The sequence below is a fragment of the Chryseobacterium sp. HR92 genome (assembly GCF_045689405.1).
GTDB classification, from domain to species: Bacteria; Bacteroidota; Bacteroidia; order Flavobacteriales; family Weeksellaceae; genus Chryseobacterium; species Chryseobacterium viscerum_A.
Genome location: NZ_CP139139.1, coordinates 1,820,421 through 1,840,981, shown reverse-complemented (window position 1 = coordinate 1,840,981; position 20,561 = coordinate 1,820,421). Strand labels below are relative to the sequence as shown.

At 34.5% G+C, this 20,561-nt stretch carries 17 protein-coding genes and 1 tRNA gene; 10 read left to right on the top strand and 8 right to left on the bottom strand.

The window, feature by feature from the left end; genetic code table 11:
- The first annotated feature begins 3 nt into the window (after positions 1-3).
- Together recF and SFA27_RS08160 are read left to right on the top strand one after the other, a co-directional pair.
- Entirely contained in the window at positions 4-1,083 is a 1,080-nt protein-coding gene (recF, locus tag SFA27_RS08165; RefSeq protein WP_407297564.1) for a DNA replication/repair protein RecF, read from the top strand.
- 153 nt (positions 1,084-1,236) lie between these two features.
- Positions 1,237-1,530 carry a hypothetical protein gene (locus SFA27_RS08160; RefSeq protein WP_407297562.1) on the top strand — a complete coding sequence of 98 codons (294 nt, stop codon included), beginning with the start codon at positions 1,237-1,239 and terminating at the stop codon, positions 1,528-1,530.
- Between the two features lie 55 nt (positions 1,531-1,585).
- On the opposite strand, the gene SFA27_RS08155 is transcribed toward SFA27_RS08160, so the two are convergent.
- Genes SFA27_RS08155 through SFA27_RS08145 form a run of 3 tightly spaced genes read right to left on the bottom strand, consistent with a single transcriptional unit; the run spans position 1,586 to position 5,366 of the window.
- Positions 1,586-3,616: a site-specific recombinase gene (locus tag SFA27_RS08155; protein WP_264517545.1), complete on the bottom strand. Its 2,031-nt coding sequence runs from the start codon at positions 3,614-3,616 to the stop codon at positions 1,586-1,588.
- Positions 3,617-3,629: 13 nt separating this feature from the next.
- On the bottom strand, positions 3,630-4,274 hold the full coding sequence (mtgA, locus tag SFA27_RS08150) for a monofunctional biosynthetic peptidoglycan transglycosylase (RefSeq protein ID WP_407297560.1): 645 nt from the start codon (positions 4,272-4,274) through the stop codon (positions 3,630-3,632).
- Positions 4,275-4,319: 45 nt separating this feature from the next.
- Positions 4,320-5,366 (bottom strand): ABC transporter substrate-binding protein, encoded by a 1,047-nt coding sequence (locus SFA27_RS08145; protein ID WP_407297558.1) that lies wholly within the window; start codon positions 5,364-5,366, stop codon positions 4,320-4,322.
- Positions 5,367-5,426: 60 nt separating this feature from the next.
- Between SFA27_RS08145 and SFA27_RS08140 the strand changes: the two genes are divergently transcribed.
- The 4 genes from SFA27_RS08140 to SFA27_RS08125 all read left to right on the top strand — a co-directional run bounded on the left by SFA27_RS08140 (position 5,427) and on the right by SFA27_RS08125 (position 9,988).
- Positions 5,427-5,503, top strand: a tRNA-Arg gene (locus SFA27_RS08140).
- A 311-nt stretch (positions 5,504-5,814) separates the two neighbouring features.
- A complete protein-coding gene (locus tag SFA27_RS08135) occupies positions 5,815-6,951 on the top strand; it encodes a helix-turn-helix domain-containing protein (RefSeq protein ID WP_407297556.1) in 1,137 nt (378 codons plus the stop codon).
- A gap of 101 nt (positions 6,952-7,052) precedes the next feature.
- Positions 7,053-8,549 carry a serine hydrolase gene (locus SFA27_RS08130; RefSeq protein ID WP_407297554.1) on the top strand — a complete coding sequence of 499 codons (1,497 nt, stop codon included), beginning with the start codon at positions 7,053-7,055 and terminating at the stop codon, positions 8,547-8,549.
- 5 nt (positions 8,550-8,554) lie between these two features.
- On the top strand, positions 8,555-9,988 hold the full coding sequence (locus SFA27_RS08125; RefSeq protein WP_264517538.1) for a serine hydrolase: 1,434 nt from the start codon (positions 8,555-8,557) through the stop codon (positions 9,986-9,988).
- A gap of 70 nt (positions 9,989-10,058) precedes the next feature.
- Here SFA27_RS08125 and SFA27_RS08120 read toward each other — a convergent pair whose 3' ends face one another.
- The 4 genes from SFA27_RS08120 to SFA27_RS08105 all read right to left on the bottom strand — a co-directional run bounded on the left by SFA27_RS08120 (position 10,059) and on the right by SFA27_RS08105 (position 15,987).
- A complete protein-coding gene (locus tag SFA27_RS08120; protein ID WP_264517537.1) occupies positions 10,059-10,577 on the bottom strand; it encodes a DUF2911 domain-containing protein in 519 nt (172 codons plus the stop codon).
- Positions 10,578-10,612: 35 nt separating this feature from the next.
- Positions 10,613-12,304, bottom strand: coding sequence for a sodium:solute symporter (locus SFA27_RS08115; RefSeq protein ID WP_407297551.1), 1,692 nt, complete (start codon positions 12,302-12,304; stop codon positions 10,613-10,615).
- A 100-nt stretch (positions 12,305-12,404) separates the two neighbouring features.
- Entirely contained in the window at positions 12,405-14,909 is a 2,505-nt protein-coding gene (locus SFA27_RS08110; RefSeq protein WP_407297549.1) for a PIG-L family deacetylase, read from the bottom strand.
- Between the two features lie 406 nt (positions 14,910-15,315).
- A complete protein-coding gene (locus SFA27_RS08105) occupies positions 15,316-15,987 on the bottom strand; it encodes a hypothetical protein (protein WP_407297547.1) in 672 nt (223 codons plus the stop codon).
- Positions 15,988-16,136: 149 nt separating this feature from the next.
- Between SFA27_RS08105 and SFA27_RS08100 the strand changes: the two genes are divergently transcribed.
- Complete coding sequence (locus tag SFA27_RS08100; RefSeq protein ID WP_407297545.1) at positions 16,137-16,601, top strand: AAA family ATPase; 465 nt, start codon at positions 16,137-16,139, stop codon at positions 16,599-16,601.
- Between the two features lie 749 nt (positions 16,602-17,350).
- On the opposite strand, the gene SFA27_RS08095 is transcribed toward SFA27_RS08100, so the two are convergent.
- On the bottom strand, positions 17,351-17,896 hold the full coding sequence (locus SFA27_RS08095) for a hypothetical protein (protein WP_407297543.1): 546 nt from the start codon (positions 17,894-17,896) through the stop codon (positions 17,351-17,353).
- A 91-nt stretch (positions 17,897-17,987) separates the two neighbouring features.
- Here SFA27_RS08095 and SFA27_RS08090 point away from each other — a divergent pair, with 91 nt between their 5' ends.
- The 3 genes from SFA27_RS08090 to SFA27_RS08080 all read left to right on the top strand — a co-directional run bounded on the left by SFA27_RS08090 (position 17,988) and on the right by SFA27_RS08080 (position 20,521).
- Positions 17,988-18,221: a helix-turn-helix transcriptional regulator gene (locus SFA27_RS08090; RefSeq protein ID WP_002977873.1), complete on the top strand. Its 234-nt coding sequence runs from the start codon at positions 17,988-17,990 to the stop codon at positions 18,219-18,221.
- 160 nt (positions 18,222-18,381) lie between these two features.
- Positions 18,382-18,669 carry a hypothetical protein gene (locus SFA27_RS08085; RefSeq protein WP_407297540.1) on the top strand — a complete coding sequence of 96 codons (288 nt, stop codon included), beginning with the start codon at positions 18,382-18,384 and terminating at the stop codon, positions 18,667-18,669.
- Positions 18,670-18,712: 43 nt separating this feature from the next.
- On the top strand, positions 18,713-20,521 hold the full coding sequence (locus SFA27_RS08080; RefSeq protein ID WP_264517530.1) for a hypothetical protein: 1,809 nt from the start codon (positions 18,713-18,715) through the stop codon (positions 20,519-20,521).
- The last annotated feature ends 40 nt before the right edge of the window (positions 20,522-20,561 follow it).

Here is a 20,561-nt window from a genome sequence, read left to right as displayed (position 1 = left end):
CGAATGATTATTAAGAAGCTTTCCCTCTACAATTTCAAAAACCACTCTGAGAAAAAATTTGAATTTTCCCCGCAGATCAATTGTTTTGTGGGCAATAACGGTGTGGGAAAGACCAATATTCTGGATGCTCTGCATTATTTATCTGTAGGAAAAAGCTTCCTGGGAAATACAGATGTCAATAATATTAAAAAAGAAGAAGACTTCTTTACTCTTGATGCTGAAATTATGAATGAGGACAGCGAAGATATCATTAGAATCACCCAGCCCAAAGAAGCCAAAAAGGTGATCAAAAAGAATGATAAGAGCTATGACAGGCTCGCAGATCATATCGGCTACCTTCCGAGTGTTATGATTTCTCCCTACGATTCCAATCTCATTTCAGATTCCGGAGAAAGCAGACGAAAGTTTCTGGATGCGATGATCTCTCAAACGGATTCAGAATATCTTTTTGACCTCATCCAATATCAGAAAACAATTCAGCAGCGAAATGCTTTACTGAAATATTTTGCCAAAAACAGAACGTGGGATAAAGATTCACTTGAAATTTACGATGACCCGATCACAAAATTTGGGACTAAAATTTTTAAGAAAAGAAAAGAGTTTGTAGAACAGCTCAACCCTATTGTTCAGAATTTCTATCAGATTATTTCTGGTGGGAAAGAAACAGTATCTGTTATTTATGAATCTCATTTGCTGGAAGATTCTTTTGAAAACCTTTTAAAAGAAAGCCTTGAAAGAGACCGTATGCTCACCTATACTTCAAAAGGAATTCATAAAGATGATCTTCTTTTTGAAATGGATCATGTTTTAATCAAAAAAACAGGATCTCAGGGGCAGCAGAAATCCTTCCTTATTTCTTTAAAACTGGCTCAGATGAGTCTTGTAAAAGAGCTCACAAAAAAGACTCCTATTCTATTGCTTGATGATATTTTTGATAAACTTGATGATACGAGAGTTTCACAACTAATTGAGCTCGTAAATAAAGAAAGTTTTGGTCAGATTTTCATAACAGACACTCATCGAGAACGTACAGAAAGCGTGGTAAAGAAAATTAATGAGGAAAGTATAATTTTTGAAGTCTAACCAGCTAAGATAGGTATCTCCCCGAATTTTGAATCAAAAAAAAGAAGCATTTGAATTTGATTCTCCTTTTTATAGTATTTTTTATCTTAACTTATCATTCCCAAATCACGGAACGCTAAACCCAAATCACGCCTCCAACCCCACACCACGACAATGAAGAAGAAAAAACGTGAATATCAATCCTCTGAACTGGTAAAATCTTTTGCCAGGATTTATGGTTTTGAACATAAACTTATTGCTTTTGACATTAAAGATTTCCTTGAAGAGTATCTTGATGAAAGCCTTTTCAATGAAATTAGAAGTGTCAATATAGAAAACCAATGTATTATTATTAAAATTGATTCTCCCTTACTGAAACATGATTTTAAAATGCGTAAAAGCTTTTATCTCAAAAAGTTCCAGGATAAATTTGGGGTAGAAAAGTTCAATGACCTTCAAATATTATAAGACAAAAATGTATACCTATAGAAAAATGCTACCCGAGGGTAGCATTTTTATTATATTAATGTTCTTCTGATTTATTAGAAATAGTACTGTTCATAAGATCATCTGCTTTCTTATCCAGTCTGGAACTTAATGGCAGGAAGAATTTCAACGGATGCTTCATAAAATACCTGAAGATTTCTTTATAGATCTCACTTACCTGTCCGAAATTCATCTTTCTTGATCGGAATGCCAGGAACATGGATAAGCTGAAACTTACCAGGAAGTTGAAGAAACCTATCAGGAAAACTGTTACAAAAGACATCCAGAACGTATAAGAATCTACTGAAAAATCTTTTCCATATAGTCCCAACGCAAAGTTACCCGCTGCAAATGTAATATGCCTGATATCAAGATCCAACCCGAAAAACATCCCTACCGGAGCTGTTGCTCCAAGGAACACCCCGAACCAAAAGTTGGAAACAATTCCAGGCCAGTTTTTAGCATAATATTTTGAAAGTCCTTTAGCAAATTTCTTTCCGAAAAAGCTTCTGATTGAAAGGTTCTTGGCAATTCTTTCCGGAATCTGGTAAAACACGGAATTGTTCCCGATATTCCCTGAAATAATCCCTGAAATAAAAAGATAAAACCCAGCAATACTTGCATGCAGAATCGCTTTTGATTTAAAAGGATCAAGGTCTTTTAACAATTTATCAGATCTGTCTACAGCCAGATTTTGTGAGAAAAACACATCCAATCCGTAAATAATGGCAAGCGCCACCGGAAAAGCAAGCAATACATTTCCTACAAAGGCAATAAACTGACTTCGGAATAATTTGGATACCAAATGGGCAAACTCAGTATTGTTTCTTTGGGTCTTTCCTTCTTCAGACAATACTTTTGTCATCGTAGCGGCAGTCATTGCCGGCTGTTTTGTAGCAAGAGTAAAGCCCATCAGATAGATCATCACGAATCCCATTGCATAGTTCATGGAGTACAGAAAAGCGTGTGAAAAGTCACTCCCGGGGATATATCCGTAGAGCATTTTCAGAACACAAAGTGCTCCTACAATAATTCCACCGCCACTAGCCTTGTAGAACATAGTCATATATTCCTTTCGGGTAGAAGTAATATAGTGCGTCCCTGCTTCTGCGGTATGATTGGTAATAAGGTGGGAAATCAGCCTTGTACTATCGTTAATCAGATCAGAAATATTATTTTTATGAGATTTATAACTCAGAATATTAAAGATCAACTGTTTAGATTTTATCTGAACATCTTCATCGGTGTCGATAACCAATAACTGAACAATTTCATATATCCTTTCAGTCTGCTGGCGAATTTTTAACAGGGATTGATTGATCTTTCCGGAAATACCATATTTGGCAGAATTTTTAAAAGCAATATTTACAAATTCCTGGCATTGTTCTGCATAGATTTTAATTTGCTTATATCTGCTGTCCTTGGAATGCAGCTGAAGTTCAGGGTCTTTTACCAGATCTTCTGCTAATGTTTCCAGTTCGTTCTGAAGCGCAAGAAACGGGTTGTCCAGATTTCTGTACTGCGGAGCCATTCTCACCACTTCCACTTCCATAGCCATCCCCGTAACCCTCCAGGAAAGAATATTCATTGAGAAAATAAGTTCTTTTTTCACATTCGGTTTCAGAATGAAATCCGAAGCCCCCAGCATGTTTAAAAATTCATCAATCTCATTTTCAGGAAGATTATGAAGATATCTAAGATCCTTCTTCGGTCTAAGACTCACATTATCAATCATAAACCACACCGTTTTTTCGTTTTCAACAGGTGGCAAAACCTTGTTCAGGATTCTTTTTTTAAGTTCCGGAAAGAAAGCATTTTCTGAAAGAATATTAGCCTCCGTCAACGAAAGATTGAAGGGTCTTCCTCTAAATATATTGTGGATATAATGTTTAAAGTTCTCAGCAAAATTAGGATTGCTTCTGAAAAAATTGAGCACATCTGTAAAGTCTGCCTCTTTAATTGTCTCTAAAAACTCTGCAAAGGGCTCTAAAGAAAGGGTTTCATTCTTAAAAGAAAAATATTTTTTAAGAACTGACTCAAAGTTTGTGCTGGAATTAAAGAATTTCATTAGTACAAAGATACTATTTCAAACTCACATTCCTCATCTGTCTCATGATCCAATTATGTTTCTTTCTTAAATAGGGAGATGGATTTTTAGGGTCATACTTTTTCGGATTAGGCAATACAGCGGCAATCCAGGCTGCATCTGAAGCACTTAGGTCTTTGGATGATTTTCCAAAATAATATTGAGCAGCAGCTTCCACCCCAAATACCCCCTGCCCCATTTCAATGGAATTCAGGTATCTTTCAAGGATAATATCTTTACTCCATACTTTTTCTATGATAAAAGTATAGACAGCTTCCAGCCCTTTTCTTACCCAGCTCCTTCCCTGCCAAAGAAATATATTCTTTGCTGTCTGTTGGGAAATGGTACTTCCTCCTCTTATTTTTTTACCTTTCTCATTATATTTCATAGCTTTTTCGATGGCTGTATAATCGAAACCGTCATGATCAAAGAATTTCTGGTCTTCAGAAGCAATTACTGCTTTTTTTACATTGCTTCCCATTTCGTCATAGGAAATATAATCTCTGTGTAGTTTTCCATATTCAAAAAAACCTCCTATCTGGGTAAGGGTAATTGGCGGATTAAAAAACCTGCCCCAGATAATAAACACTACATTCAGAACCAGAATGATGAAGATAAGCTGTTTAATTTTTTTCCACATAATTGTATAAAAAGGAAAGGCAAAAATAAGCAAATAGTATGAGTTTTACTGTAATTCTTTCATGTAAGTAAGCTGATAACCCGGTAAAAGTTCAGGATGGAAGATTTTAATATAATCTTTGAGAATAAGATCTGCTCTTACTACACCACTTTCAAAGAAATCATTAGCTTTCAGTTTTTCTTTTCCTGCAATAGTGTATATTTTTCCTTTATTGAATACATCAAGTTTTCCGTAGAAGGGATTCATTCCAAACATTTCCTTTTTTGAAGTGTGACTTCCTGCATTTACCCAGTACTGTACCCCTCCTGCTTTGGCATATACTTCTTCAAAGCTCATTGTCAGTGCTTTTTCATCTTTGTTGTCCTTCATGATATAATTCGCATTGGCATCAGAAATATAATGAGCAACGGAAGTATTTCCTCCGGGAAGATACCACACATCTCCATACATTTCGTTAGCTAGGACAACTGGTTTTTCTTTTGCTGTTGAAGCCAGTTTTTTCAGCTCACTATAATTTTTTTCAACCTCCTGATATTTAGCTTCTGCTTCCTTTTCTTTTCCGAAAAATTCTCCGAAAAGCTTGATATAGGCCGTTTTTTCCAAAGGTTTCTGTTCCATGTATTCATCAAGAAATACAACCTGAATACCATTATTTTTCAAAAGCTCATAAGTATTATCAAAACTGGCAATATGATTGGTAAAAATAGCATCGGGTTTCATGGAAATGATCTTTTCCACATCGTATTTCTGTTCGCTTCCTACATTCTGAATTTTTCCTTCTTTAAGCAGATTCTGGATTTTATCTGAATAAATATACTCCGGACTGGAAACTCCTATGATTAAATTTTCTGCTCCAAGCTCTGAAATATACCCTGCCATACTTGCATTCAACAGGATAATTTTCTTGAATGGAATCTGATTTTGTTTAAAATTATAAGTGAAATTCCCCGATTTCAGCTCCAAGGTACCATCATGCTCCTTAAACTGGGTACGGGCGGAGATATTTGTCCAGTCTGAGGACGAAATTTTTGATTCTCTTTTACAAGCTGTTAGCGCAAAAACCGTAAATAAAAGTAAAATTCTTTGTTTCATCTTTCAAAGAAAGGAAAAAAGTGCTATATTTGCAAACCTTTAAACAACAAGGTAACACAAGGCCTCGTGGCGCAACTGAATAGCGCATCTGATTACGGCTCAGAAGGTTACAGGTTTGAATCCTGTCGAGGTCACCAAAAGCCAAAAGGCGCCACTTTAAGACAAGTGGCGCCATTTTTATTTACTTTTTACAAATTCGAGGTCTCGGAGGATATTTTTCAGCATTTCTTTAGCGCATTCTGTCTGGTCTTTTACACCTTGCTTCAATAATTACTACAACAATTTCAAAATAAGTCGATGGCATCGCAGTATTAATATTTATAGCAATGCAACTTTTAGTATTTGAGCGGAATATTTTTAACATTTGATAAAGTAGGAGGATAAAATTATCTATACTTCTTTAAGCTTTGCTATTTAAATATTAAATTGCACCTATGTTAAAAAAACCATGGACAAATACAGCTTTTTAGAAATAACCGCCTTTATTGGAATTTTTCTTGTATTTTTTCTTGCGTTGTTTTTATTGACTGTAAAAACCAAGCACAGACTTGCAAATTGGCTTCTTGCTTTTTTTCTTTTTACAAACGCTGTAGATGCTTTTAAATTTTTGATGCGTGATTTTCCTGTTAATTTTATCAACCTCGAGGCTTTTCGTTGGAGTATAAACTATTTGGTTCCGGCATCATTTTATCTCTATGTACTGTCCGTTTGTTTTTCCAAATTTCGATTAAAACCGAAACATTTATTGCATACCATTCCGTTTGTTGCTTTCAATTTGTATATGATGTCAGGAATATATTTTGAGGATAGAGCTGCGAAAGTGAATTTCATAAATGCGATGAATCAAACGCCTATCATGCATTTTTTTTATTTCCTTTTCGAATTTCTATTTCAAGTTTATTTTATTGCTTCATTTCTGGTTATTAGAAAATCTAAAACTGTCTATCTCGAGAATTATACAAATCCAAATATTTCTATTCTAAATGCACTTTACAAAATAACAATTCTATATTATGTTTTACATTTTTTAGTTCTTATAAGATGGCTGGTTAGCTTTATCTTTGGTTGGGGAGAACTCAGACAATGGATTGTTACCCTTGACGGATTTGCCTTTTTCTTTTGTACGTGTTGGTATCTATTTGTTGCATTAAATAATCCTGAATTTTTCAGAGGAGTTAATTCTCAATTGAAACCTCTCGTAGATCTAATTCCGAAACAAAAATCCTCTCCCATACTTGACGATGAAAAAAATAAGCAAATCATAGCTTTGAAAGAATTTATGATTAAAAATGAACCTTATTTAGATTCTTCATTGACGATTCAGGATTTGGCAGAACAATTAAATATGCCCGTCAAAGATTTATCGGCTTTGATTAATCTGTATATGAATAAGCATTTTTTTGATTTCATTAATGAATATCGAATCGAAAAAGCTAAAGAAATATTGAAAAATCCTTTGCAAAAAGAACTGACTATTTTAGAAATTCTTTATGAGGTTGGTTTCAATTCCAAATCGTCGTTTAGTACTTCTTTTAAAAAATATACAGGAACAACTCCGACAAATTTCAGAAAAAACCCAAATTAATCCATTCTTTTTCTAAGAAATGCGTTCGACTTTTTTTAGTCGGTCGCGTACTGAGACGTTTTAAAGCATCTTTGCAGCAAATTATAAAATCAGAATCGATTATGAAAAATTTCTTGTGTGTATTTCTAGTGCTTTTATCTCTGAATACTTTTGCACAAAAAGCCATATCCAATTCCAATAAAGAAAAAGCAAAAAAAATCGATTTGATTATTGGTAAATATCACGACTACAATCTTTTTAACGGAAGTGCTTTGGTTATTCAAAACGGCGAAATTATCTTGCAAAAAAATTATGGAAAAGCCGATATGAACTGGAGTATCGAGGCAACTTCTGACACAAAATTCAGAATTGGCTCCGTAACAAAACAATTTACTGCAATGCTGATTATGCAGTTAAAACAAGAAGGAAAAATCAAGCTGGATGACAAAATAAGTGATTATCTTCCTTGGTTTAGTAAAACGACAGGAAGTAAAATTACCATTCATCAATTGTTAACGCATACTTCTGGCTTACCAAATTACACTGATTTCCCTGATTTTAAAACTAAAATGGTTTTCGAAAATTTGTCTGGGAAAGATTTTGCTATCAAATATTTCAAGGATAATTTAGGATTTGAACCAGGAACAAAGCATAATTACTGCAATACGGGCTATTATCTATTAGGATTAATTATTGAGGAAATTACCAAGAAACCTTATGAGAAAGTTCTTCAGGAAAAGATATTTGATGTCATTGGAATGAAAAATACAGGAATTGAAGATCCAAAAGAAATCATTTCAAATTATGCTCAAGGCTATGATTTTGATTACGACGGTTATCAAAAAACAGATTACATTAATATAAAAACTGCGGTGTTTTCTGCTGGTGGAATGTACAGCACAGCAAATGATATGCGAAAATGGGATGATGCTTTATACACGAACACTTTACTGAATGACGAGAACAAAAAAATATATTTCACGCCAAGTTTAGGTGATTACGCTTACGGTTTGGTTGTCCAGAAACATCAGAATTTTTTAGGTTCGGGAAAAGACATTACAACAATGGCACATAGCGGCGGAATCAATGGTTTTTCCTGCAATATTGCCAGAATTCCTGAGGAAAAAATATACGTAATCTTGCTTGATAACACTAGAGCAGGTAAAAGAGGCGGACAATTGGAAGCTGTTATCGATGATGTCTTCGGAGTTCTATACAATACCAAAGTTGATTTGCCTAAACCATTAATTATCTTCGAAGTTTATAAAAAAATGAAAGCAGAATCAGTAGAAAAAGGAATTGCTTACTTGAAAGAACTGAAGAAAAACAAATTCGATTTCTATAATTTTAATGGTTTTGAAAATGAATTGAATAGATTAACATACAAGTTTTTGGGTGAAGGAAAACCTGATGATGCTTTAAAAATTATTGATTATGCAGTTTCAGAATTACCCAACTCATCCAATATTTATGATACACGTGGCGAGATTTATTTTAATAAAAAAGATTACAATGCTTCTAAAAAGAATTATCAGAAAACGTTGGAACTGAATCCTAATAATGATAATGCCAAAGAAATGCTTTCAAAAATCAATCAAATTCTATTTCCAAAAAACTAATTAAAATGAAGAACCGATTTTTCTTATTATTAACAATTGTTTTATTGACAAATACGCTTTCTGCCCAAGGGTTAAATAATCCAAAAGAAACAAAGAAGATACATCAAAATTCGACTGAACAAAAATCAGAAATCAATCAAATTGATTCCTTAATGACGAAATCTTACGAAAGAGGTTTGTTCAATGGAAATGTCCTTATTGCTAAAAATGATAAAATTATTTATCAAAAATCATTTGGTTTTACCGATGAAACGAGACAAACTCCTTTAAACAGCAAGTCAATATTCAATATGGGCTCTATCGCAAAAGAATTTAATGCTGTTGCCATCATGATTTTGGTTGAACGTGGTCTTCTAAATCTTGATGACAAGGTATCCAAATTTAATTTAGGATTACCAAAATGGGCAGAAAAGGTTTCTATACGTCATCTGATTAATTATGCCAGTGGTATTCCTCCAATCGAACGATTAAAACCCGAAAATGATGCTGAGGCATGGAATATTTTGAGAAGTAATAATAGTCTACTCTTTGAACCAGGTACCAGTTACAGGTATGATAATGGCAATGTCTTTTTGCAAAGAAGAATTATTGAAAAAGTAACCGGAATGTCTTTTCAGCAGTTTGTCATTAAAAACATTGTTAACCCTTTGAAAATGACTAATTCCGTATTTGATCCAATATTTGGCTCTAAAAACAGAACCTCTTGTTATGATATGGACAATGTCCGATGCCCGGAATTGAAATTTATTAGCGGCTGGCTTTGGGTAGATATCAATGATTTTTATAAATGGACTGAAGCGATGAATACAAATCGTTTAATATCCAAAAAATCCTTTCAAACTTTGTTGAATAACCCATACGCAAAAGAGGAAGGCGGATCACTTGGCAGATACTTTGAAAAAGAAGACCTACAAAGACACAATGGAATTTCGTATAAATTTGAATCCATTTTTTTAAACGATTTTAAAAATAAAATTACGATAATTCTAGTGTCCAATAATCTCAATAGAGTTTGGGATTTAGGGCATATTATTCACAACTTAATGTTGGGAAAAGAGTATGAAATTCCTAAAAAATCTATTTACCAAGCGATAAGAAAAGAATCTCTCAACGATGTAAACAAAGGGATAGAAACCTATTATTTACTCAAAGAAAAATCTAAAAATGAATATAGTTTTGAGAACCCGGGAGAGCTTAATAAGTTAGGATATGAACTATCAAGACTCGGAAAAAACAGTGAATCCATAATAATATTTAAATTGGCTACCACTGAGTTTCCTAAAGATGCTAATCTTTTCGATAGTTTAGGGGAAGCCTATTTTACAGATAAGCAATATGATTTAGCATTGGAGAATTATAAAAAAGCAATCAGTCTTGGCGGAACCAATGGTAATGCTGAAAAAATGATTGATAAAATAGAGAAAGAAATGGGGAAATAAAATTTTTCAAATCAAATTTTAAACAAAAAAATCCCGGGTTAGCCGGGATTTTAATTTCTGATATTCAAATTTATTTGATCTCTACAGGAACTGAGATTTTATCCCAATCCATTGTGAATCCATTATTGTTTATTTTATACACTAAAGTCTCCTGTGTTGCTGGTAAAGCTTTTGTTTTTACATCAACACGTAAAGCATCTTTTGATTCTTCGTATTTATAAGCACCCCATTGCTTGGGCTCCTTGTTAAAGATTGCAGTCCATGTTCCACTTTCTTTAGGAATTAAGAAAAAGCTGTATTTACCTGCAGCCAGTTTTTTACCCTGAACGGTAATGTCTTTATCCGTTTCAAAAGTAGTTGCTTCATTGGCACCCGCACGCCAAACTTTATTATAAGCTTCTAAACCACCCCAGATTGTACGCCCTTTAACAGAAGGACTGCTATAGGCAATGGTAATGGTTGCATCTTTAATTTTTCCCGTAGCAGTAGCCGGAGGGCTGGCAGGTTTTTTAGTGTCCTGTGCAAAGGCATTCAAGGAGATTGTCATTGTCGCAACAAGTACGGCAGCAGATTTCATGATAGTTTTCATATTATTTTTATTTGTTTGTTTTTATTATTATTTGCTTACGAATTTACTTCTTTCTGTTTATAAAACAGCAATCCAATTGCAGAAAATATAATGACTGCTGCAGCACCAATTACATTAAGCCAAAGAAAAGAAACGACATCAAATTGATACACGGCAATAACCGTAATTTCTGATAAAATGGCAGCAATAAATACATTCGGACCGTCAATTTTTTTATAGTAAAATGCAACCAGAAAAATTCCCAATATCGGACCGTAGAAAAGAGAACCCAATACATTAACCGCTTCAATAAGGGAACCCATTTGGGTTGCAAACATGGCTACGCCGATTGAGAAGATTCCCCAGGCTAAAGTATGGAGGCGGCTATACTTCAATTCGGTTTTCTCATCAGGAATTTCTTTACTGAATATTAAATGAACATCTTTTAATGAACAGGCAGCAAGGGAATTCAACGCAGCAGAAATGGAACCCCAGCTGGCCAGAAAAATGATAGCAAACAGTAAACCTATCATCCCTACAGGCAAGGTATTTTTTACGAAATACAGGAAAATGTAATTGGTATCCGTTTTCTCGGCATTGTAGTTTGAATTGTTAATCGCTTCTTCTACCCTTCCGTGAAGTGCTTTTACCTGCGTTTGTGTATTTTTAAAATCCTTAATTGTGTTTTGAAGTTGGGGGGAATGAGTATCCTTCAACCTTAAAATTTTTTTCGATTCTGCATTGAATTTTATCTGCAAATCCTGATGCTCTTTTTCAAATACCGCAGCCTGTTCAGGTTGTGATTCCTTTAAATGTTGATAAGAGCGTTCGTTAAAATAAATAGGAGCCGGTTTTAGAGAAAAGAAAGCAAAAAGTAAGGCACCGATCAGTAAAATAGAAAACTGCATCGGAATTTTAACCAATCCGTTCAAGAGTAGACCCATTTTAGCATTGGTATTGTCCTTCGCAGTAATATACCTCCCAACCTGGCTCTGGTCTGTACCAAAGTAAGAAAGTGCGAGAAAAAAACCACCAATTAAGCCGCTCCAGATATTGTATTTGTCTTTCCAGTCGAATTCTGTGGTGATTACATTGAGCTTTCCGGATTTCCCGGCCAGATAAAGCGCATCCTTAAAACCAATTCCATTCGGCATATTCTGAATAAGCAGAAAACCTGCAAAAGCCATTGTTCCAAGAATAATGAGAAACTGTAATTTTTGGGTGTGAGCAATCGCTTTTGCTCCGCCAACATAGGTATAAATCAACAGAATACCCCCTGTTAAAACATTGGTTAAGTAAATATTCCAGTTTAAGACGCTTGATAAAATGATACTGGGAGCATAAATACTGATTCCCGTTGATAAACCTCTGGAAAAAAGAAAAAGCAGTGAAGTGAGTACTCTTGTTTTTTTATCAAAACGGTTTTCTAAATATTCATAAGCGGTGTAAACATTTAAGCGCTGAAAAATCGGGATGAAAGTGATACAGATCACAATCATCGCCAAAGGCAAACCAAAGTAATACTGAACGAAACGCATCCCGTCTGTATAAGCCTGGCCCGGTGCTGAAAGAAATGTAATGGCACTTGCCTGGGTAGCCATAATGCCTAAAAGCACAATGTACCAGGGCATTTTATTATCTGCTTTCAGGTATGATTCGTTGCTTTTTTGGCCACGGCCAATGAATACGCCGTAAACCACCACTGCAACAAGTGTAACAATGAGAACTGTCCAATCTATATTACTCATGCCCAGAATTTAGTAAACCAATAATAAAATGCGATCTGCAATACTAATGCAACTGCTAATAGTATGTACCAGATATTCCAATTTTTAAGTTGCTTGTTCATTAGTTTTTCTGTGCAGATAAAAAGTTAAAAAATAAACGTGCCGCACCATCATTTCCCGCTGGCAGCTGTCTGAAAAATGCCAACGGTGTATAAATAAAATTCCCCTTCCCGTATTTGGCATATAAAGTTGATCCCTGCAGTGGCTCTTCATCTGTATCGTGCATTTCAAAGAGCGGTTCATACGCTGAATCCCATTGAGCTGGGAAATAGGCGCCACGCTCCTGTACCCAGCCTTTAAAATCATCCGCAGTAATTTTGTTCGGAAAGTTCAATAATTTATGATTTGGGTTTAAAAATGTAACCGCTGCATTTTCTTCGGTAACACGTTTATTGGCAATACTGAAATTGTACATTCCCAATTTGTCAACGGTTGTATCCTGGTTGGTGTTATACTGCATCACCAAATTACCCCCAGCTTTTGCATAAGACCATAAAAAAGGCATCCAGCGACCCAGCTTTTTCTCAGTGTTATTTGCACGAACACCAAGTACGATGGCATCATATTGCGATAGCTTATTTTGACTACCGTTTCCGCCAGATTCATCTATGTTGCCATAAAAATCTTCGTCTTTCAAGACATCAACCTGAATACCAGCAATACGTAGAAACTCAGGAATGAAATCGCCCGCACCTTCTATGTAACCCACTTTTTTAACCTTCGTCTGAATATCACCTTTCATTACGGCTACAGTTGCAGGCGCAAAATATTGTAATGAGGGTAAATGCGGGTACTGAATTAATACTTGTTTTTTATTATAAGTAGCTCCATCTGCAACAAAATTGGCATCCAATTGCAAGCGGGATGAATGTATTGAGGTAAGCTTAGTTTTCGGAATAACGTAATCAATGGTTGTATCTTTTCCATTGAGCGAGCTTACATCAGCGCCGCCTAATCGCTCCCCGTTATACATCAGATTGAGAGTACCTTTACTGTACTGTTTGTTAGAATTAACCTTAACATTTAAACTCAAATGTAGATCTTCATTTTCTTTGGCCCAGTACAATGGTTGTGTAAATTTCAGTTCTAATGCAGGAACAATACGCAAGGCTTCAACCACATCACCACGCACCGGGTCTAATTTCTTGAAAGATAAAGGAAGTTTAACCTGAAAATTTTCCGAACCTATTTTTAAACCAAGCAACACATTCAGTGGTGATTCTGCCTCAGGCAAACCAACTAAAGTATCATTCGGAACAGAGAAAGTTGCTGCATTTGTAGGAGGTTTTGCCAACCAGTAAGGTTCTGTGGGTGCGGCATCTGCAGGAATCTGAATGTCATGCTGAATGGTAATTAAAGAATCTTTTGATAGCTTTCTATTGAAGTTTTCTGACTGACTTAACCATCGTACATTTTCTAAAACGACAGGGTTTGCAGCTCTTGAAATCAGATTTAACCTGAAATTGTAATGATCCCCGGCAACAGCTTCAGCTTGGTTGGTAACCACCTCACCCATAAATCCAGCACAGCTTAGAATGATATTGTCAAGAGATTTAATTTTATCCTTTTTCAGGTCTGCATCTTTTAACGCCATAACCTTTTTTCGCAAAGTAAGCAAAGCAGGCAAACTGCGGTCTGGAGTATTGAAATTGAAAGCGGAAATAATTTCATCTAACGATTGGTCAATATCAGCGTTTCCTTTTGAAGTCCAGGTTTTAATTACTCCGTCAAAAAGTGTTGCTTTTGCAGGTTCGCCAACAACATGGGCAAAATATTCAGTTCTGATGCCGGCTACAGACTGTGTTCCCGCACCCTGGCTTTTATGTAAACTTCTGCTTAATCCTGCCAATTCACCATAGCCCATGCCCAATTGCGCATCATATTGCCCAACGGTAACTTTCAGTTGATTTTCAGCTGTTGTATTGACCCCGCCAAAGCGGAAAGTATTCCACAATACGCGTTTTGGCTGCCATACATTAACATATTTCAATTGATTTGGGAAAGCCGTTTTATCACCTGCCAGCTTAAAAGCTTTTTCTGCAACCACAGCAGAAGCCGCATGTTGCCCGTGGCCGGCCGCAGCAGTAGGAGGAAAACGACAAATGATAACATCCGGACGGAATTTACGGATTACCCAAACTACATCTGCTGTAATGCTGTCTGCATCCCATTGTTTAAAGGTATCGGTAGTGTTTTTAGAGAACCCGAAATCAATCGCCCTGGTAAAAAACTGTTGGGCGCCATCTAACTTTCTTGCCTCTAAAAGCTCATGGGTTCTGATTAAACCCAATGCAGCACCCTGCTCTGTGCCTAATAAATTCTGACCACCATCACCTCTGGTTAAAGACAGATAGCCTGTTTCTACATTTTGATCGTTGATTAACCAGGAGAGTAATCCTGTATTTTCATCATCGGGATGAGCTGCAAGGTATAAAACTTTAGGCAGCTGCTTAAGTGTTTTGAGTTCACGGTAAATTTCAGATGATTTTGATGGCCGAACCTGCTGGGCCGAACAAAAAACCGTATAAAATCCGAGGATAAATACAGTGCTTACTTTTTTAAACATTTAATTTTACTTTGCAGAGCAAATATAAGTAAATCATCTTTCTTTCAACCTTAAAAGAATTAAACTGTGAATTTCACAAAAAAAGTTGTTTATTTTTTTTATTAAACCACAAATCGAAGATTATCTCCTTTCAGTCGATGAATGTTATTTCGATGGAGTCAAAAGTCACAAAAGATTTTTAAACACTTAAGCTATTTTAAGTTATATACTTTGTGTATAAGAAGTACACGTAAGTTTTGTTGGCAATCAAAGATTTTCATCTTATGTGAACTTAATTATGCGGTATTCCTTTAAACTTTCTAAAGTGTACTAAAGTGTTTAAAAAAATAAAATCTTTTATGACTTTTGTGGCTAAACTTAAACACTCTTATTTATTAATCAAAGTTTCAAAGAAAATAAAAACTCCTTATGTTTTTCTAACTGTATTCCGTGTAAGATAGATATAATTAAACATACAAAATGTTGCTGCCGCTCCGAAAGTATGCCATAAAAAGTGGGTTCCGAAACTCAACCATTCCCATTTATCAACGATACGGAAAGTGAGTGCGAGAGCAAATGACAATAAAGCAAAACCTACCCATTTGCCAGCTTTCCATTGGGTATAAATCAAATAACTTAGTACCGAAAAAAGTACAAATGAGGCCATTATTGCATAATTTACATTGATAAAAAGAGAAGTCTTATCTACCAAAATCCAATTTCTCAAAGCAAACATAAGCACCAGATATACCAGAACCATTACAACAGCATAGTACCATCTGATGCTCTGCGCTAAAAAATAAAATCCGGCAGACAAACAGAGCAACATAATGGGCATCCAATCCATCATGATAAATACCGGCCATTGTCTGAATGAATGGTAAACAGTTCCCCCTATGGCACCAATATATAATAACACCAGACAGTAGGTTAAAAAAGGATATTCCTTAAAATTACCCTTTATTTTAAGGGTCCAAAAAATGGCTATGGCTAAAAATAATATAGCAGTTACTGCATTTAATGGCTCGGGGAAAAACTGAGCCATATCTGTTTCTTTATATAACATGCCTCCGTCCGGAGGTAGTGGGTTTATTGGCATTGTCTTTTTTTATATTATATTTATATACTTGTTCTAAATATAGAAAAATTATGGTATTAAATGATTGACAAAACGTTATATAATGGACGCTCAAAAAACAGGCACGAAAATTTCGTACTAGACTTTTGGATTACAATATAAACTGAAATATGAGAATTGCAATAATCGGCGCTCACAAAGTCGGTAAAACTACATTGGCAGAAGAACTTCTGGAAAACCTTCCCGGGTACACACTTGAAATAGAACCTTATTACCAGATGGAGTCTTCAGGGTATGAATTTTCAGAAGAACCTCATCCTGACGATTTTCTTGAACAATTTAATTATGCAGCCAAACTGGTCTTCAAAAGCGGAGATGATGTCATATTTGATAGATGTGTCATTGATATCTTAGCTTATCTTCATGTTCTTGATTCCGGTCGAAATATCCAGTCTCTCTTTGAAAAAGTTCAAACCATCATCGATGAAATTGATGTTTTTGTTTTTGTCCCTATTGAAGAACCCGATCTGATATCCAACCATCAGATAGAGCTGCCAAAACTCAGGCATAAGGTTAATGAGTTACTTTATGAATGGATTGAGGATCTTGGAATAAAGGTCATTAAAGTAAGCTGAACTTTATCGAACCGAAAAGACCAGGTGCTGACCGGAATTTTATCCTAGGATCTGAGGGGAGTAACTTCTATAAGGCTTTAAAAAGGTTACAGGTTTGAATCCTGTCGAGGTTAGTTTAAGAGACCATCATTGACAGTTGTTAGCCCTTAAAAAAATCAGAGCAGAAATAATCTACTCTGATTGATATTTGAATAACAAGTATTGAATGCTCTTCATCGTCTCCGCTCTCCGAAGTCTCCTGACTTTGGAGCAAGTGTAAAGGAAATAATCTTATTTACTAGCTCAAACTTGGGGGACCTTGCGCAACAGAGACAATAAAACACAATATTTGAAAAATGATTATTGGCAATCATTTCTCGTTGATTCGTCGAAGCGCATGGAAAAGCATGCTGCTTCATCAGCGACAAAGTTGCATCACTTTGCCCACTTATAATAAAGCGGAATTATTCATCAACTTTGCGTTAATCTTTGTAATCAAAAATAATGTACTGATGGTATGTTTTTCTAACGCAAAGCTTTAGCTGCATTATGCATATTTTTTAGGGAGCAAAGAATAAAATCAACGAAGTTGATTCGTCAAAGCGTATGGAGAAGCATAATGCTTCATCAGCGACAAAGCCGCATCACTTTGCCCACTTATAATAAAGCGGAATTATTCATCAACTTTGCGTTAATCTTTGTAATCAAAAATAGTGTACTGATGGCGTGTTTTTTAACGCAAAGCTTTAGCTTCATTATGCTCAACTTTCTTATCCCGAATGGGTGTCCGCCATCTTCTTTTCTCTCCTTCTTTGAAGAATAAGGTGTGCAGCATCCAGCATTTTAACCGTATGGATGTAGGGCATAACGATATTCCTTTCCGGTAGATTTTCATAGACACCCATTGAAAAATAGACAATTCCCGACATAAAATAATCAAATTCTTTGAGGGTGTATGCTCTGAATGCTGTTTTGAAAACCAGCAGAGGATTCCGGTATTCCTTCTCCGAAAGCAGGCCAAGCACCCACGGGGAAATCTTTTCCGGCCGAGTGTCAACCGTCCATTTCCTGTCTTTCAGCATGATGAGATATCCTGCCCGGATCAATGACCTCATCGAATGGTAAAATTCAAAGATAACCGCCGGATCTTCATTGATCCAGCTATTTCTTTTTACCGCATAATTCATCATATTGCTGAGCTTTTCTTTGGAAATATCCAGCTCATTGAACTGAAAGAACGTTTCCATCAGCTGCAACCCGGAGTGCTTCTTGTCTGCCCAAAACCGGGAATCAAAATCTGTTTTTATCTTTTTCATGAGTTTGTATTTTTTTATAAATGTAAGAAAAGAAATTTAATTACGGTCGATCGACCGCAATTTTTTATTATTTAATTATTTCATTTGTTCCATGACAGATATAAACGAAAAAATTTGTTCATACATTACAAAAAAATGGTTGATACCTTGGCTTCAAGAAGGCAAGTCACAAAATTCTTTTGCCAAAAATCATGGTGTAGAAGAAAGTACCATCAGAAAAATTAAAAGTGAAGAAACTTACAGAATACCCGTTGAAACACTTTTTAAAATATGTGAAGCAAGAAAAATCAGTTTATCTGATTTCTTTAAACTTATAAATGAATAAATCCTGACGAAAGTTGGGATTTTTTTTGTGATGAAATTTTCGAAAAAATACGTAAAAATACTGAATGGAAGTTTTAAGATGATTTTTATTTTTATTGTTTACGGAAAGCCGTAATCATCTTCTATGTTGCATTACTAAATTTGTTAAAAAGTATGATCTTATGAACTATCAAAAATCTCAAATGATCTATTCAGACTATAAATGGTCAGCAAAGGCTGATCACGATAATCCAAAATTTATAGGAGCTCAAGATGCCGCTATGTTAAATAGAGAGGAAGGTTATGAAATGTTATATTTTATAAACAGTATGGCTTTAACCTGGAGTTGGAATGACAGTCTAGTTTCACGTCAAAAATTAGAACATATAATTAGAGCTGAAGTACCAAGCGATATTCGAACACATTCAGGAATTAAAAACTGGATAGAACAAAATTATAAGGAAATCTAGCCTTTATTCAATTTTAGACATAATATTTATAAAATCACACTAAATGACTGCATCACAATTATTAGACAATATAATTCTGCACGAAAATGCTTACTTCTATATTAAGGAAACATCAGGTTTCCTTTCAAAAAGGATTATAAAAGAAACTTTTTCAGAGGCAGCCACAGATAAACATGGAAGATCTTTATTAGAAATTGTCAAAGAGAAAAAAACACTAAGTAATGGGATTGAAATATTTTATTCTATTTTAGTTTTTAAATATATTAAAAAACCCTCGTTCACAGAGGAATTAATAACAAATTGGGAAGAGGTAAAATTGGCTTACATGTGTATAGTTGATTTTGAAGAACATCTTGTTGTTACTCGACGAAATATTTCAAAAATATCAGATTTCCTTAAGACATTTGAAGCATTGGACTACAATGTTATAACTTCTATATATTCACAAGACAATACTTCTTTTGAAAAATTAAGTATGGATAACATGAACATTTCTGACAGAGCAATTAGGCAAAAAAGCTTAGAATCACCCGACTTAAAAGAAAATGTATCTAGCTTCGGATTACAAGGATACATTCTTAATACAGTAAGAGTAAGCAACGATGAAGAGAAAATTGCTTTATCTGTAAATTCATCAAGAATTAATCAACTTGGCCCCAAAAATACATTCAATGCTTTCTTAAATTGGTGTAACAAAACTGTAGAAAAAATAAAAAACTATGTACCAAAAACAAATTTTTTATCCTCTTTTGCAACATCAATAGATTACTCAAAACATAAAGATGATTTAACGCCAACGTCAATTCTTATTATATTAAGTAAAATTTATAAAGAATTTGAAGAAAACAAAATTAAAAGATGCTTTTTTAGAATCAAAAAAAGAAATGAGATACTTGAAAGAGAAATTAACTTAATTCCTATTTTAAAGCAATTTGAATATTTGTTAGAAATTGAAGAAATAGAAGATGTATACAAAATAAAAAACAATGTTGTTAACGATTTATTTTTATTTTTAAATAATAAATCTATAACTCTTCGTTCAAAAAAACTATCTAAACTTTTTATTGAGTATGAAACAGATCTATGCTATCCTATTCTTTCAGTAATTAATTGGACCAGAAGTTATATAATAACATTTGATAATCCTGAGTTCATCTACTGCAATAGAAAACTATTTAAAGATAGCCGTTTACTCGGAAACTTAGACTCTGTTTTAAAAATTTTTAAGGAAAACCCAGAACTTGAGAATGTTACCTCTGAAAAAGGAAAATTCCGAGTTAATTTAACAAATTTCGAAACTAACTCTGTATTTGGGTTTGTTGAAAATACATTTAAAGCAAATTATGAATATTTTATATGTGATGATCTTTCTAAAGAATGGGCAGATCACATAGGGTTAAATGAAGATTCAATAGCATTCTATCATTCAAAATATAAAAATTCAAATTTTTCAGCTTCTGATTTTCAAGATATAATAGGTCAGGCATTAAAAAATTTAGGTAATTTATCTCCCTCTGATGATCAATGGGAAATCAAAGAAAGGCTTTGGAACAATTTATATAAAAACGATTTCGTAGAAACTCAAATATCTAGAATAAGAACGGGTCAAAGCTCAAATCAAACAATTTCATATTTCAAAACAATAAAGGGCTATCCAAATATAAAAAAGCAAGTTCATATTGTTATAAATTTCATCTCTAAGTCTGCTCTAGAAGATAGATTACATAAATTAAAAAATGGTGAATCTTTTCAAGAGAGAAATGAAGTTATACAAATTTTATGGTTTATTTCTTCCCTTATTTCAAGTTGCTTTGAAGCAAATACAGAAGTTTACATACATTGTAAACCGTAGAACGAATCTCCAGTGTGCATTTCACACTATTCATTCTTAG

Coding starts and splice junctions, on each gene's coding strand:
- SFA27_RS08085 (WP_407297540.1), top strand. CDS start 18,382: ATGAACTATCAAAAATCTCAAATGATCTATTCAGACTATAAATGGTCA.
- SFA27_RS08160 (WP_407297562.1), top strand. CDS start 1,237: ATGAAGAAGAAAAAACGTGAATATCAATCCTCTGAACTGGTAAAATCT.
- SFA27_RS08145 (WP_407297558.1), bottom strand. CDS start 5,366: ATGAAACAAAGAATTTTACTTTTATTTACGGTTTTTGCGCTAACAGCT.
- SFA27_RS08100 (WP_407297545.1), top strand. CDS start 16,137: ATGAGAATTGCAATAATCGGCGCTCACAAAGTCGGTAAAACTACATTG.
- SFA27_RS08155 (WP_264517545.1), bottom strand. CDS start 3,616: ATGAAATTCTTTAATTCCAGCACAAACTTTGAGTCAGTTCTTAAAAAA.
- SFA27_RS08090 (WP_002977873.1), top strand. CDS start 17,988: ATGACAGATATAAACGAAAAAATTTGTTCATACATTACAAAAAAATGG.
- SFA27_RS08135 (WP_407297556.1), top strand. CDS start 5,815: ATGGACAAATACAGCTTTTTAGAAATAACCGCCTTTATTGGAATTTTT.
- SFA27_RS08125 (WP_264517538.1), top strand. CDS start 8,555: ATGAAGAACCGATTTTTCTTATTATTAACAATTGTTTTATTGACAAAT.
- SFA27_RS08105 (WP_407297547.1), bottom strand. CDS start 15,987: ATGCCAATAAACCCACTACCTCCGGACGGAGGCATGTTATATAAAGAA.
- SFA27_RS08080 (WP_264517530.1), top strand. CDS start 18,713: ATGACTGCATCACAATTATTAGACAATATAATTCTGCACGAAAATGCT.
- SFA27_RS08130 (WP_407297554.1), top strand. CDS start 7,053: ATGAAAAATTTCTTGTGTGTATTTCTAGTGCTTTTATCTCTGAATACT.
- SFA27_RS08095 (WP_407297543.1), bottom strand. CDS start 17,896: ATGAAAAAGATAAAAACAGATTTTGATTCCCGGTTTTGGGCAGACAAG.
- SFA27_RS08115 (WP_407297551.1), bottom strand. CDS start 12,304: ATGAGTAATATAGATTGGACAGTTCTCATTGTTACACTTGTTGCAGTG.
- SFA27_RS08110 (WP_407297549.1), bottom strand. CDS start 14,909: ATGTTTAAAAAAGTAAGCACTGTATTTATCCTCGGATTTTATACGGTT.
- mtgA (WP_407297560.1), bottom strand. CDS start 4,274: ATGTGGAAAAAAATTAAACAGCTTATCTTCATCATTCTGGTTCTGAAT.
- SFA27_RS08120 (WP_264517537.1), bottom strand. CDS start 10,577: ATGAAAACTATCATGAAATCTGCTGCCGTACTTGTTGCGACAATGACA.
- recF (WP_407297564.1), top strand. CDS start 4: ATGATTATTAAGAAGCTTTCCCTCTACAATTTCAAAAACCACTCTGAG.